Here is a 14,315-nt window from a genome sequence, read left to right on the forward strand (position 1 = left end):
GGAAACCTCGTCATCGGGATCCGGTGCCGACGGCGCCCCGCGGCCGAAGAGGCGGCGGCGCCCATGGGCCGTGGGTCCCAGCGGGGTCCCGTTCCGGTCCTGAACATGCCCTGCGGCCTGGTGCGGCACTCCTGCGGCGTGCTATCCCGGACAGTGGAGTTGTCCCGTCGGCGCCGAAATCTCCCTAATCTCCCTTCGGACCCTTTTTCGCGTCCGTCCGCCGCCGGCTCTCCGCTCCGAGGTTCCGGACGGTCCGGGTCCACATCGTGATCCATGGGAAGAGCTGCCACTGTGCGCTGGGTATGGCGTGCCGAATCGGGCGCCGGAAAGGTCGAGTACGCCGCGTTGGTGGTGCTCGTCGCCGTCATCCTCGGTGCACTGATCAGCGCGGGCCTGCCCACCGACGTGAAGCCCGCTGTCGCGAGCGCCACCTGCGGACTGTTCGGCGGCGACGACTGCGAACCCGCGGACCCCGGCTCCGGCGACGGCGACCCCGGCAATGGCGGGCCCGGCGGCGACCCCGAGGAGCCCGAGGAGAGCGGTGGATCCCCCGACGCTCCCGAGCAGGCGGGCACCGATCCCGCTGCCGTCCCCTCCGACCTCGACGAGCAGATCGAGAAGGCCGAGCAGGACCTCGCCGCCGCGGAGAAGGAGGAGAGGGACGCCAAGGGCGAGTACGGCAACCTCGACAAGGAACTGCTGGACCTCCTTGAGGATCTGATCGGCCTCACCGACGCCAAGAAGTGCTTCCTGGACGGCGACGTCCAAGCGTGCCTGTGGACGGCCCTGGAAGCCATCCCGTGGGGCAAGGCCATCAAGTTCGCCCGCAAGATCCCCAAGGCGTACAAGCTCTTCGACAAGTGGCGCAAGGGCTCCAAGGTCCTCGACAAGGCCGCGGACAAGGTCGCCGACCGCAGGAAGAAGCTCGACGACCTGAAGGACAAGAAGAAGAAAGAGCAGGAGAAGAAGGAGCCGACCAGCTGCCCGAGACCGAAGAACAGCTTTGTTCCCGGGACCCCGGTGCTGCTCGGCGACGGGTCTACCCGGCCGATCGAGGACGTCGAGGTCGGCGACGACGTCCTCGCGTTCGACCCGCGGACCGGCACCGAAGGCCCCCGCCCGGTGACCCGCCTGATCGAGGGCACCGGAACGAAGTCCCTGGTCGACATCACCGTCGTCGACGACAGCGGCCGGTCCGGGCGCGTCACGGCCACGGCCGAGCACCCCTTCTGGGTCCCCGAAAGCGCAGAATGGGTCGACGCCGCGGATCTCGGAACCGATACCCGGCTCCGCACCGGGACCGGCGCGTGGACACAGGTCGAGACCGTCCGGCCGCGGACGGAAGGCGACCAGCGTGTCCACAACCTGACAGTCGCCGACCTGCACACCTTCTACGTCGCAGCGGGGCGCACGCCCGTCCTCGTCCACAACAGCAACTCGACGCCGGGCAAGGACGACGAATGCGAACCCGAGAAGCCGAAGGACGGCCTCGAGGACATCGGCGACCCGAAGAAGTTCGACGCGGAGTCGCTGCGGGGACGTTCGTCGGAGGACGTCGCCGACTCCATCCCCGAGGGGTGGACCAGCAAGCCCAGCAAGAAGGGCGGGGGGACGGTATACGTCGACCCGAACAACTTCGGCCGCCAGATCAGGATCATGCCCGGGTACAAGGCGGGCAACCGGCCCGACCCGCTGACGCACGGACCCTACGTCGAGGTGTCCCAGAACGGGAAGACCATCAAGATGCCGCTCGAAGGCAACCCCACGCTCTGAGATTGAACGCGGATGACTGACAGATCACCGGCCGAATGGCTCAAGCAGGAGGTCCTGGAGCACCTGGACGACTTCGGTGTCGTCGGGCTCTACGAGCTCCGCTGGCTCCTGAACGGATCGGACTTCGCGCTCGACCCCGACGAGACCGCCGGCCTCGCACGCCGGGTCGCCCGGGAGGTACTGGCGGAGTCCGGCGCCGCGCTGCACACCGCCGCCTGGCCCGGGTCCGAGGTCACCGGCGAAGAGCTGCCCGCCTCGGTGCTCGACACCGAGAGCGCATGGGGGGAGGGCCCCGGAAGCAGCTTCGTGGCATTGGTCGGCGCCGATGAATGAGGAAGACTCGTCCCTCGACGGCCCTCCCCACCGGTGGGGAGGGCCGAGCGCCGTCTCTCACCAGAGCCAGCCCTGATCCCGTCCCACCACTTGGAGAGTCCCCCGCAATGACGTCGACCGAGGAGCTGACCCCGGCCCCACCGGAGGTCGCCCGCACGAAGAGCGGCTCACTGAACACGCTCTTCACCGCCGCGATCCTGATCAGCGCCTTACTGCTGTTCGCGGTGCAGCCGATGGTCTCGAAGATGCTGCTCCCGCCCTACGGCGGAGCCCCCGCCGTGTGGACGACCTCGGTGCTGTTCTTCCAGATCGTCCTGCTGATCGGCTACACCTACTCGCACTTCGCGCCGCGCCTGTTCGGACGCCAACAGCCCCTCGTCCACCTCGCCCTGGTGCTCATCCCCCTGCTGGTCCTGCCGATCACCCTGCCGACCTGGGCCGCGCCCGACGAGTCGGTCTCCGTGGCGGGCTGGCTCCTGGTCGTCCTGACCGTCATGGTGGGCCTGCCGTTCGTCGTGCTGAGCACCACGGGTCCGCTGGTGCAGGCGTGGTACGCGACCCTCGGCCTGCCCCGCTCGCGCGACCCCTACTTCCTCTACGCCGCCAGCAACATCGGCAGCCTGGTCGCCCTGGTCGGCTACCCGTTCGTCATCGAACCGGTCCTCGGCGTGGAGACCCAGTCCGTGTGGTGGGCGGTCGGGTACGGGGCCTTCGTCGTGCTCGTCGCCTGCTGCGCCGTCCTCGCCTGGCGGCGGATGCGCGCCGGCGCAACCATCGCTGACGGCGCGCCGGAGGAGGAGGGCGCGGCGCCGGCCGACGCCCCGACACCGTCGGCGACCGCACTGACCTGGCGCCGCCGCGGCCGCTGGCTGGCGCTGGCCGCGCTGCCGTCGTCGCTGATGCAGGGCTCCACCTCCTACATGTCCACCGACGTGGCCGCTGTGCCGCTGCTGTGGGTGGTGCCGCTCGCGCTCTACCTCGGCACCTACATCATCGGTTTCGGGCTCCGCAAGCACGGCTGGGTGAACGGGACGGTGGACGCGGCGCTCATCCTGTCCATCCCGGTGCTGCTGCTCGCCGTCCAGCCCGACATCGCCTCGGTGCCGGTGGCGATGGCGCTGTCGATGGTCATGCTCACGGTCGTCGCCCTCGCCTCGCACGGCCTCCTGGCGAAGGACCGGCCGGCACCCGTCCACCTCACCGAGTTCTTCCTCCTCGTCTCGCTCGGCGGTGCGCTCGGCAGCCTCTTCAACGGCGTGATCGCGCCCGTGCTCTTCGACCGGGTGCTGGAGTACCCGCTCGCGCTGATCGCCGTCGCGCTCCTCGCCCTCACCGCAGGAGGTTCCTCCCGCGTCGTGCAGTGGGCGGCGCAGCGCGCGTGGGCGCGGATGATCCCGCTGGTGCTGGCCCTCGGCGCCACAGCGGTGGTCTACCTGCTCGAGATCCGCTGGCCCATGGTGCTGATCGCGCTGCTGTTCGCCGTGACACTGGTCCTGGTGATCCGGCAGGTCGTCGCATTCACGGCCGTCTTCGCCGCGTTCGGTGCTGCCCTGCTGATCGGAACCCAGATCCTCGACAGTGAGACCGCGGTCCTGCACGGCCGGTCGTTCTTCGGCAGCTACTCCGTCAACGAGGACAACGGCAGCCGCTCCCTCTCGCATGGGACCACCACGCACGGTTTTCAGCCGTTGGACCCGGAGAAGAGCAAGGACCCGGTGTCCTACTACGCCAAGAGCGGTCCCGTCGGGGACGTGTTCGAGGCTTACGGCGCCGAAAGCAAGAAGGTCGGGGTCGTGGGACTCGGAACCGGTGTGATCGCCGCGTACGGGCAGCCGGGTCAGGAGTTCGACTTCTTCGAGATCGACCCGGAGATGGTCGAGCTCGCCCAGGACCCGGAGCGGTTCAGCTACCTCGACGACAGCAAGGGCGAGGTCCGGACCATCGTCGGCGACGGGCGCCTGCGCCTGGGCGAGACCGAGGACGGGTCGTACGACGTGATCATCCTTGACGCGTTCACCTCCGACGCGATCCCGGCGCACATGTTGACGCGTGAGGCATACGAGGAGTTCGCCGACAAGCTGGCCCCGGGAGGGGTGATCGCCGTCCACGTCAGCAACCGGGTGCTGGAACTCGCGCCGATGGTCGGCGCGACCTCGGAGGCCGCCGGCCTGCACGGGCTGTACCGGTCCGATGACAACATGGCCGCCGACGGTGGGCCGGTCGACCCGTACGCCTTCGCCTCGCAATGGATCGCGCTCGCTCCGGAAGAGGGCGACCTGGCCAAGCTGAAAGAGCCGGACAGCCCGAACCGCGGGGAGTGGACCCCACTGCCCAGTGGGGGGCCGGTGTGGACCGACTCCTACTCATCGCTCTTCCGCGTCATCAAGTAGATCCGCGCTCGGGCCTGTTCCGGCTGGGCGTCATGCCGTGGGCGGCGGGGCTTTACCGCCGCCCACAGTCGTTCCACCCGGATGATCTGACACGCCTGGCCGCGTCCGCGGTCGTGCCCTTCCGCCGGGCGGCGGGAGGGCACCGAAAGCAGAAGAGGGCCGACCGGGCACTCAGTGCCCGGTCGGCCCTCTCGAAACCGAAGGTGCTCAGTACCAGTGCGTGCTGGCTCCCGCCGGCGAGCCGGTGGGGTTCTGCCAGAACGCCCATGCCTTGCACGGGGTGCCGTAGTTGGGGCGCTCGGCGATGTAGTTCATACCCCATTGGATCTGGATGCTGGGGTCGTCGTAGTAGCCGGGCGGGACATCGTGCCCCGCGCTCGGCAGCAGCTGGGGGATCCCCGCAGCCTGCGACGTGGGGTTGATCGCGGTGTGGTCCCAGCCGCTCTCGCGCTGCCACAGTTGGTCCAGGCAGTCCCATTCCGCACCGGTCCAACCGCGTTCGGCGGCGAGCTTCTGGCCGAGTTTCCGGTTGGCCTCGTTCTTCACACTGCCGGCGGGAACACTACCCATGGTGACGGGGCGCTTGATGGGCGGATCGGTGTCCTCCAGGACCACCCAGCTCTTGCCCTTGCAACTCTCCGCGCCAACGAGGCAGACCGCTTTGCGCGTGTAGTCGTGAAACGCGTTGTCTGGTTGTGTGGCCGCGATGCCTAGAACGAGAACGGTGACGAACACGAATGCTGCGGCTGTCTCGATGATCGCGCTGCCTTGGTCGGCGCGACGTGTTCGCGACACCCGCAGCCGGTGTTTTCTCGCCGGCATCGAGGGCTCCTTCCATTGACGCAAGAATGGGGTTTGACTAGTTGATTGGAACATCCTTGATCGCACTAAAGCCCGGAACTCGCACAGTGACGCTCTTCACCTCCTTGGGAATCAGGAATGATCCCCAGACGACACCATGAGAGCCCGCCTCTATGACGTCGGCAGTGGAAGTTCCATTTGTGTTTGAGCAGAAGCAGTAGAACTTCTCGTCAGTGAGATTGTGGTAGCGGATCTTTTCGTTAGTGTCGAGAACCGCTCCACTCATCGACTTGATCGGCGCATACGTGTATGTGGGACTGGCACTCCACGCGGTCAAGGGATAGCTTTCGGACTCATGCTCATTGCGTACGGTGTACATAAGCGTTGTCAGTTCACCGTCCTTCGCGCGTTTGAGAGAGTTGACCTCCACAGTGGCCTTCGCGTCGTTCTTTCCTGCGTTTGCACTCATCTCACCGGTGAACTCTGCCTTGCCAAGGACGGGCAGCTTGCCAGTTTGGGAAGCAGAACCGTCCGCACTCGCAGATGCGCTCAAGCTGGCCGTGAGCAGTGCGACCAGGGCGAGCATGGCGCTGAGTTTGTGCTTCATTTGGGCTACCAATCTCCTCCGACGGGCGCTACTTCGCGAACCTGACACTGACGCGCCGATTCTTCTGCCGCCCGTCGTCGGTGTCGTTCGAAGCAACCGGGTCGGACGACCCATGGCCTGCCGGCTTGAACTCGATGCCTTTTCGTTTTACCAGTTCCTTGAGCTTTTTGGTGACCTCGGAAGCTCGGTCCTCAGAGAGCGGTTGATTGATGGAGTCGTCTCCGCTGTTGTCCGTATAGCCATCAACTTTGACCGTCTTTGCGCTCGATTCGTCGATTTCCTCGGCAACTTTCTTGAGTGAGGAATCGGCCTTGCTGGTCAGGTCCGACTTGTTCAACTCGAAGAGCACATCCGACGAGAGCATGACGTTGGTCTCGTCATTGTTCTCGTCGCGTGCAGTGCCGTCTTCAAGATCCTCCTCGATCTGGCGGAGATCAAGAACTCGAGGTTTGGCGAGTTTCCCGGACGGGTCTTCCGGAACCTCTCCTCCACTGCTCAGTGGCACGTCGAAGATCGCTGGGCTGGTGGGGATGTCGACACTGAGCTTCTTGACGTTCTTTGGAGGAGCAGGGTAGACAACCCATGTTTCGAGAGATTTGCCGGGTTCGATGTTGTAGTTGTCCCAAAGTTTGCAGTAGCAATCCTTGTTCGAGTAGGACTGCGGAAGGTAGTGCTTCATCCCTTGCGGGTCGATTAGGGAGACCCCGCTAGGAGAGTTGAGTGAGGCACCATCGGTATCGGCCTGTGTGGCGAGTTCACTGAAGATCTCACCGGGCTCATCACCGGTGTTGGTGATCCGGAAGCTCAAGAAGACCATGTCGTCCTGCGTACGCTGAAGCTGCATGATCTCGGTCTTCGCGCTGAACTTGAGGACCGTCTCATCGGTGGAGGCGATGGGCTTCGCCCCGTCCCCGGTCCCGCCGCCGTTGCCCCCGCCGTTGCCGGAGCCTCCGCCGTCATCACCGCCCTCTCCGCCGTCGCCACCACCGACACAGCCGGTGAGCACGGTGGCGAGAGCGACGGCGGGGGCGGCGACCCGGACGCCCAGCGAAGCTCTGCGCCAGAACGCTGGGCTACCTTTGCGCTGTTCAACCATGGGATTGCGGTCCTCTTAGATCGGGGAGACTCGGGGCGACCTGACCGAATTCGATGCGAAGCCGACACAGACCCGGGCTAGTTTACAGAGACGTGCACGTGGTCATAGTGGTTCTGGGTCGGGCTCCCGCGGTCCTCCATGGAGCGCCACCCCTCGCTCGCCCTTTGCGGGCTCCAGATCTTCTGCGCCCAGATGATGTACATGATGCCCAGTTTGTCGGCATTCTGCTGGATCCAGGCGGCGGTGGCGTCGCCGAGCGCCTTGTCGGCTCCGGTGGCCATGCCGCTACTGACCATGTAGTCGCATGCGCGGCCCTTCGGGTGCTCGCCGCCGCCGGCGATGCCGCCGTTGGACCGGTAACAGCCGGGACCTTTCGCGATAAGCGGCGGGAACTTCTTCAGAATGGCCTTGTGCGTGGCGCACATCAGCGGCGTGAGGTTGCCGCCGCCAGCGGGCGCGTCGCACGGTCCCATGCTTCCACCGGCAAGGTTCGACACATCACCGGTGACTCCTCCGGTCGGGTCGAAGAGGTACTTGCCCTCCTTGTCGACCAGCTTGACCCGGATCACCGAGCGTGCGTCGGCGACGTTGTAGATCCACTTCCCGGCACAGAACGGCCGGACCTCTTCCGAGAAAGGGCTGACCTTGCGGAGCGAGCAGTTCGGCGCATCGACGCGGGCGACCGCGGCGGCCTCGCCGGAGAAGGTCTCGATCTTCTTTTCCTTCTCGGTGCCGTCGCAGGTGGTGTCGCCCCAATTGCGGCTCCGGTCGTCCTTGAGCTCCCGCTGGCATTGGGCGCCGCGTACGACGACCCGGATGTGGTTCCCGGAGAAGCCGTACATGTTGTCGCTGACACGAACGTCGGTGACGACGCCGCGGTTCTTCCTTGCATAGCGGTCGGCCGCGGCCTCGCCGGAACTCTCGTTCCAACTGGAGAAATGGATGGCGTCGCCGCCGGCGAGCGCATAGGCCATGCGGTCCTGCGTGTTTCCCGCGGCGGCGAGTGCCGCGGCGTCGGCGGCGGTTTGCGCCTGGGAACGCAAGTCATTGGCGTTGCCCAGTCGAACGAACAGGGACATTACCGCAAGGAGGGAAAACATCAAGCCGATGACGAGGAACAGGGTTGCCTGTCCCTCGTCATCGGCTGCATTCCCCCGGGAGGGAAAGTTCATGAGGCGTATCCGTATCTCTGACCTGGTATCAAACCGGAGTCGGTATGACCCGGTAAGCCGGGTCGAGGCTGGGTCGCCGTTACCGTGCCGGCCTAGATCAACCCGCCTTGCAGTTGGCCGCCATGAGGCAGTCGACCTTCTTGGTGACGGCGGTCTGAATGTCCTTGGTGACACCACTGGCGATGAGGCCGGCGAGGATCGCGGCGGCGAGGACCACCAGGGCGGCGTATTCGACGATGCCCGCACCGGCGTCACGCGTGCCGCGGGAAAGGCGGTCGCGGGTCTTCATGATGAAGCCGGTGTTCTGGTCCTCGGTGGAAACGGTGACGTTCGCCATTTTCGCTGCTCCTGTATTTCTGGGGGTTTTCCCTACCCGGTGTCTTCCGATAGCCATAAATCTACGGTCTGACGGGAGGAGGCAACAGAGCCTGGGGACTCATTCGGGCGAGGGACCTGGGACCCATGCGGGGTGGGACCGCTCGGCACCGGAATAGACGGCATCGGGCTACCCCACCTGTGACCTGGAGACACCGTTCCAACTGGCGATCGCGGCCGCCCTGCTGGAGACGTTGAGCTTGGCGTAAATGTGGCTCACATGATTCTTGACCGTCTTCTCGGCCAGAAAGAGCTCCTTGGCGATTTCGGCATTGGAGAGGCCCTGGGCGATGAGTGCGAGGATCTCGCATTCCCGCTGGGAGAGCCCGAGTCGCGCCGAGTGGTCCTGTGCGGCCCCTTCCGAAACGGGGTCGCTCGCGGTGGCGGGGTCGCGCAGCGCGGACAGCATCGCCGAGACGGCGACCGGCGAGAGGGGGTTCCCGCGGCCGGCGACGACCTCAAGGATGGCCTTGCTGAGCTCGTCGGCGGTGAACGCGCCGTGCACGAGGTATCCCGACGCGCCGTTGCGCAGGGCCGCCTGGATGATCTCCGGCTCCTCCGTATGGGTGAGCATGAGCACCGGCGCGGTCTTGACCAGCTCCTCGACCGCGCTCACGCCGTCGAGCAGCGGCATCCGGACGTCGAGCAGGGTGACGTCGGGCCGGAGCTCGACTACCTTCTCGATGGCCTCTCGGCCGTTGCCGGCTTCGCCCACAACGGTGACGGTCCCGGTCGCTTCGAGCAGCGAGACCAGTCCGGCGCGGACGAGGATGTTGTCGTCGACGGCAAGGGCGCGAATGGGGTCGGAATTCATGGGGCCTCAGCAACTTGTCTCGTGGGGGAATCAGCGGGGTTGTCCTGCGGAGAGCACAGAGGAAGGCGCACGGTGACCTCGGTGCCCGCACCGGGGCTGCTCGTGACGTCGAGCTCGCCTGAGGCGTGCCGGGCGCGTTCGCGCATCCCGACCAGTCCGTAGTGTCCGGTGGGGGTATCGCCAGGGTCGAATCCGTCGCCGTCGTCCTTGATGCGGAGGTACACGTGGGAGTCGGCGGTGTCGAGGCTCACGCGGACCGAGGCGGCACCCGCGTGGCGGTCGACGTTGGTCAGCGCCTCGCGCAGGACGGAGACGATCTCGTGCCGGGCGATGGCGAGCAACGGAGTTGGCTCGCTGGTCAATTCGAGTTCGAGTGTCACGCTGCTCTCGGCCGCCCACTCGTCGCAGGCGTTCCGCACGAGGTCGGCGATGGGGCGCCCGGAGGCCTCGCTGCGGAGCTCGCCGATGAGGTCGCGAGCCTCCTTGGCCGCGACCTCGGCCGCCTGGGCGACCTGGTGGGCGGTCGTCGCCGCGCGTTCGGGGTCGCGCTCGATCCACAAGGGGAGGGCCTGCGCCGCCATTGCGGCGCCGCGAAGGGTCTTGGCGACGGAGTCGTGCATGTCGCGCGCGAGCCGGGTGCGCTCCTCGGCCGCGGCGGCGATGAGCTCGGCGGATTGGCGTGCCTCCTGCTCCGATGCCAGCTGGTCGAAGAAGGTGCGCAGCCGGAGACCCACGAAGCCGGCGATGGCGTACAGGGCCGGATGCATGATCAGGACCTGGAAGGTCGCGGATCGCATGGCGAAGTCGTCCAGCGCGATCTGCGAGAGGAGCGCGGCGTAGTAGCAGCACACTTGCAGGACCGCCATCAGCGCGACCCCCACGCGGCCGAACAGCACGCCGGTCAGTGTCGAGGTGAGGACGGTCGCCATGAAGAACGGGCCCGTGGGCCCGTCGAGCGCGAGGACGATGGCGGCGACCAGGGCGTCGGCGCCGATCAGCGAAGGGCGCCGTTGCAGGTGCGGTGCGAGGCGTTCCCAGTACCGGATCAGCAGCCAGGTGAGGAACGCGAAGGCGCACACCGTGATGAACACGCTCACCGTGAGGCGGTCGCGCGGCAGCAGCAGCAGGGCGATCGCGGTGAGGAGCAGCCGAACCTGGAGCAGCAGGCGCACGGTCGCGGTCAGTTGAGCCGCTGCGGCGGTCGTCATCGTTTTCGGCACCTCCTGTTCGTGGTTCGTGATCACGAGGACTCTCACATTCCGCCCGTGATGGTGCTCCAGTCGATGTCGAGACCGAAGAACATGGATCCCCCGAGGAGCAGCATCAGCCCGGGGAGGAGCGTGGCGGTGGACACCAGGGTGACCCGGGGGTTGATCTTCTGCGCGAGCCGGCGCATGTACTGGGCGTCGTCGCGGCGCATGTCGAGACTGATCTCCATGAGTGCTTGAGACAACGGCGCACCGAGCTCCTCGGCCTGCTGGATCGCCGTGACGAACTTCCCCAGGGAGTCGTTGCGGTTGCGGACCCGGAGCTGCTCGAAGGCTTCTTTGCGGGGGGTCCCTAGGTCCATCTGCTGGAGCACGAGCCGGAACTCCTCGGCGAGCACGCCGGGCATCGATGCCGAGACACGCTCGATGGCCTGCCGGAACGACAGGCCGGCGCCGACGGTGACCGCCAGGACGTCGAGGAAGTCCGGAAGCTGCCGCTGGATCTGGTCCATGCGCTTCTGCCGGCGGCTGTAGAGGTCGAGATCGGTGAGCACCGCGCCAAGGAGCATGATGATGCCGAAGAACGTCTGCCCGCTGAGCACGAACAGCAGCATGAGTCCGCCGTAGAGGACGATCTCACCGGCCTTGCGCTGGGCGTAGCGTTCGGCGGTGAGTCCTTCGGGGCGGCCGGCGGTGTCGATCCTGCCGCGGATCTTGCGCATCATGCCGTCGCCGAGCAGCTTGACCGTCGTTCCCCTGAACGGCAGGCCGATGAGCTCGGTCACGCGGTGCAGGATGAAGATCTCTTCGGGCTTCTTCTTCGTGGTGGTCTCCAGCTCGGCGGAGACCTGGTTGTCCGCCGTCAGGAGGTGGAAGCCCCACACGGCGATGAGCACGATCAGTGTGCAGGCGACCCCGAGGAGCAGGATCTGCGGCAGTTCGAGGTTGACGTTCGGCATGGCTGGCCCCTAGTGCTCGATCGTGGTGACGCGTCGGACCAGCACCACGCCGGCCAGCATCATGGCGCAGGAGATGGCGAGGACGATCTGTCCGCCGAACGAGCCGGTCATGGTGCGGATGACCCCCGGGTTGATCAGGTTCACCAGGAACAGTGAGCCGACGCTCATGAAGGTGAGCGCCCAGGCGGTCGATGTGCTCTCGCTCATGATGGTCTTCACCTCGCGGTGGGTCTCCTTGCGCTCTTCGAGCGTGCCCGAGATGTTGCGCAGCGAAGTGACCAGGGCACCACCGGACCGTGACGCCACCAGCAGGGTGCTGACCAGGACGCCGATCTCGCGTGAGGGCATCCGGTCGCGCAGTTCCGCCATTGCGGAGTCGAACGACTGGCCGACCTTGAGCGACTGCGCCACCCGGCGGAGCTCTGCTCCGGCGGGCTCGTCCAGCTCTTCGGAAGCCATGTCGACGGCGGTGGGCAGCGCCAGCCCGGCGGACGTGGCGTTCGACAGCACCCGGGCTACCTCGGGCAGTTGCGCGATGAACTCCTCCTTGCGGCGCTCCTCCTGCCGCTTCAGGTAGGCGAGGAAGATGTAGCCCACAAGGACGATCGAGAGGACCCCGAAGATCGGTGCGAGCGTCCTCCAGACGAAGATGACGCTGAATACCGACACGACCGACATGAGAAGGAGGAAGGTGGAGACCTTGATCCGGACGCCTGCCCGGATGATGCGCTTCTCGATCTTGCGCCCGATCTCGGTCTTCTTGAGGTAGAGGTCGAGGCGCGCCATCGGTGAGGCGGACCGGCGCTCGACTTCGAGCATGGCGCTGCGCGAGGCGAGGGCCCGGTTCTGCTGGGATCCGGCGGCGACCTCGCGTACCGCCAGCACCACGAGGACGAGGGTGACGGCGGTGGCCAGCAGGATGATCTGGGGGTAGTTCACGGGGTGGCTCCGTGGCGGACGAGGCGGGGACGGGGGAGGAGGCGCGACGGAGGGGTCATGCGTCCACACCCCGAACGAAGGTGGTGTCGTCGTCGTCGATGACGCCGAAGACGGAGGGGACGGTCTCACCGGCGTTGAAGATCCGCTCGGCGACGTGCCGCGGCAGCGGATTGTGCACGAATGTGCCGGCGGACTTGCGTTCGGCGGTGAGCGGACTGGACTTGAAGTCCATGACGCTCTGCAACCGGAATTCCTCGCGCCGGGTCGAGGCCACGACCGCGACCTCGCCGACACGGCGGACGCCGTCGGCCGCGCGGTCGAGGTGCACGATGACGTCGACGGCGTTGTTGATCTGGTCGCGGATCGCCTCGAAGGGGATCTTGACCTCGCTCATCGACGCGAGGGTCTGCAAGCGGTAGATCGCGTCGTCGGCCGAGTTGGCGTGCACGGTGACCAGTGAGCCGTCGTGGCCGGTGTTCATGGCCTGCAACATGTCGAGGGTCTCGCCGCCGCGGACCTCACCGACGATGATGCGGTCGGGGCGCATACGCAGGGAGTTGCGCACGAGGTCGCGGATGGTGATGGCGCCGGCGCCCTCGATGTTCGGCGGCCGGGACTCCAACCGGATGACGTGCTCCTGCTGGAGTTGGAGCTCGGCGGAGTCCTCGATGGTGACGATGCGCTCGTAGCCCGGAACGAACGCGGACAGTGCGTTGAGGAACGTGGTCTTACCGGTACCGGTACCGCCCGCGACGATGCAGTTGAAGCGCGCGCGCACCAGTGAAGCCAGCAGGATGCCGGTGGCGGTGTCGAGGCTGCCCATGGACACGAGCTTCTCGATGCTGAACGGCTTGGGGAAGCGCCGGATCGTGAGGATGGGGCCCTGGAGCGACAGCGGCGGGATGATGACGTTGACGCGTTCGCCGGTGGGGAGGCGGGCGTCGACCATGGGGCTCGACTCGTCGACGCGGCGGTTCACCTGCGAGACGATGCGGTCGATGGTCTGCATCAACTGCTCTTCGTTGGCGAACGTGGTCTCGATGCGCTGGACCCGGCCGCGGCGTTCGATGAAGACGTCGTCGGGGCCGTTGACCATGATCTCTGTGACGTTCTCGTCGGCGAGCAGCGGCTCCAGCACGCCGAGGCCCAGCGCCTCGTCGACGACACGGCGGATGAGGTTGCCGCGCTCCTTGTCGGAGAGCACGGGGCCCTCGCGCGACAGGATGTGCCCGACGACCTTCTCCAGCCGGATCCGGCGCTGGGTCAGGCTGAGGAGGGCCAGGTCGTCGAGGTTGATCTCGTCGAGAAGCCGCTGCCGCCAGTGCGCGATGCTGCCCCGGTCGGCCTGGACCTCGACCTGGCGGTCTTCGGCGAGACGGTTCTTGAGTCCCATGACGTCCTTTGTGTCACTACTGGGCGGAAAGGTGCGGTGAGGAGCGTTCGGCTACAGCACCGGCATCTCCACCCTGCGGGTCAGTGTGATGTCGAAGGGCGCGCTCTGCCACATGATGGGGGTGTCGACGCTCACCTGCGTGTAGACGCCGTTGCCGGTGTATCCGCTGCGGACCTCGGCGTGGTCGAGCCAGCTCGGCAGGGACGCCCGCGCGGTCGCCTGGGCCGAACCGAGCCCCTGCGGGCCGGCGACCCGGGCACCGGCGCGCGCCGCGGCCTCGATGCGCTCGATGGCGGTGAACGAGAAGTACACCTCCATCGCCAGGACGATCGCGGCGAGCAGGAACGGGAAGAACGCGGCGAACTCGATGATCTGCGCGCCGCGGTCGCCGCGCCGGGCGGCGCGGTGGATTCGGGTGATCATGAGGCCCCCTCGTTCGGAGCGGCTCCGCAGGG

14 protein-coding genes are annotated in these 14,315 nt (G+C 66.7%); 3 read left to right on the forward strand and 11 right to left on the reverse strand.

Going from position 1 to position 14,315, the window contains the following annotated elements:
* Positions 1-291 precede the first annotated feature (291 nt).
* The 3 genes from CLV63_RS24545 (at position 292) to CLV63_RS24555 (ending at position 4,496) form a co-directional block, all read left to right on the forward strand.
* Positions 292-1,773 carry a polymorphic toxin-type HINT domain-containing protein gene (locus tag CLV63_RS24545; RefSeq protein WP_245929030.1) on the forward strand — a complete coding sequence of 494 codons (1,482 nt, stop codon included), beginning with the start codon at positions 292-294 and terminating at the stop codon, positions 1,771-1,773.
* 12 nt (positions 1,774-1,785) lie between these two features.
* The gene (locus CLV63_RS24550; RefSeq protein ID WP_106585570.1) at positions 1,786-2,106 is read left to right on the forward strand and encodes a hypothetical protein; all 321 of its coding nucleotides are present in this window, start codon (positions 1,786-1,788) and stop codon (positions 2,104-2,106) included.
* A 107-nt stretch (positions 2,107-2,213) separates the two neighbouring features.
* Complete coding sequence (locus CLV63_RS24555; protein ID WP_106585571.1) at positions 2,214-4,496, forward strand: fused MFS/spermidine synthase; 2,283 nt, start codon at positions 2,214-2,216, stop codon at positions 4,494-4,496.
* Positions 4,497-4,703: 207 nt separating this feature from the next.
* Here the strand turns inward: CLV63_RS24555 and CLV63_RS24560 are convergent, their stop codons facing one another.
* The 11 genes from CLV63_RS24560 to CLV63_RS24610 form a co-directional block, all read right to left on the reverse strand.
* The gene (locus CLV63_RS24560; RefSeq protein WP_146165652.1) at positions 4,704-5,318 is read right to left on the reverse strand and encodes an aggregation-promoting factor C-terminal-like domain-containing protein; all 615 of its coding nucleotides are present in this window, start codon (positions 5,316-5,318) and stop codon (positions 4,704-4,706) included.
* 37 nt (positions 5,319-5,355) lie between these two features.
* A complete protein-coding gene (locus CLV63_RS33285) occupies positions 5,356-5,904 on the reverse strand; it encodes a glycosyl hydrolase 43 family protein (RefSeq protein ID WP_146165653.1) in 549 nt (182 codons plus the stop codon).
* 28 nt (positions 5,905-5,932) lie between these two features.
* On the reverse strand, positions 5,933-7,000 hold the full coding sequence (locus tag CLV63_RS34695) for an OmpA family protein (protein ID WP_245929031.1): 1,068 nt from the start codon (positions 6,998-7,000) through the stop codon (positions 5,933-5,935).
* 77 nt (positions 7,001-7,077) lie between these two features.
* Complete coding sequence (locus CLV63_RS24575) at positions 7,078-8,172, reverse strand: pilus assembly protein TadG-related protein (protein WP_106585574.1); 1,095 nt, start codon at positions 8,170-8,172, stop codon at positions 7,078-7,080.
* Between the two features lie 97 nt (positions 8,173-8,269).
* Positions 8,270-8,509, reverse strand: coding sequence for a hypothetical protein (locus CLV63_RS24580; RefSeq protein ID WP_106585575.1), 240 nt, complete (start codon positions 8,507-8,509; stop codon positions 8,270-8,272).
* A gap of 168 nt (positions 8,510-8,677) precedes the next feature.
* The gene (locus CLV63_RS24585) at positions 8,678-9,361 is read right to left on the reverse strand and encodes a LuxR C-terminal-related transcriptional regulator (protein ID WP_106585576.1); all 684 of its coding nucleotides are present in this window, start codon (positions 9,359-9,361) and stop codon (positions 8,678-8,680) included.
* Entirely contained in the window at positions 9,358-10,569 is a 1,212-nt protein-coding gene (locus CLV63_RS24590; protein ID WP_106585577.1) for a sensor histidine kinase, read from the reverse strand. Before CLV63_RS24590 ends, CLV63_RS24585 begins: the two co-directional genes overlap by 4 nt.
* 44 nt (positions 10,570-10,613) lie before the next feature.
* On the reverse strand, positions 10,614-11,528 hold the full coding sequence (locus CLV63_RS24595) for a type II secretion system F family protein (RefSeq protein WP_106585578.1): 915 nt from the start codon (positions 11,526-11,528) through the stop codon (positions 10,614-10,616).
* A gap of 9 nt (positions 11,529-11,537) precedes the next feature.
* Positions 11,538-12,467 (reverse strand): type II secretion system F family protein, encoded by a 930-nt coding sequence (locus CLV63_RS24600; protein WP_106585579.1) that lies wholly within the window; start codon positions 12,465-12,467, stop codon positions 11,538-11,540.
* A gap of 55 nt (positions 12,468-12,522) precedes the next feature.
* Positions 12,523-13,860 (reverse strand): CpaF family protein, encoded by a 1,338-nt coding sequence (locus tag CLV63_RS24605; RefSeq protein ID WP_106585580.1) that lies wholly within the window; start codon positions 13,858-13,860, stop codon positions 12,523-12,525.
* Between the two features lie 51 nt (positions 13,861-13,911).
* A complete protein-coding gene (locus CLV63_RS24610) occupies positions 13,912-14,283 on the reverse strand; it encodes a pilus assembly protein TadE (protein WP_106585581.1) in 372 nt (123 codons plus the stop codon).
* Positions 14,284-14,315 lie beyond the last annotated feature (32 nt).

This window comes from Murinocardiopsis flavida (genome assembly GCF_003014485.1).
GTDB lineage: Bacteria > Actinomycetota > Actinomycetes > Streptosporangiales > Streptosporangiaceae > Murinocardiopsis > Murinocardiopsis flavida.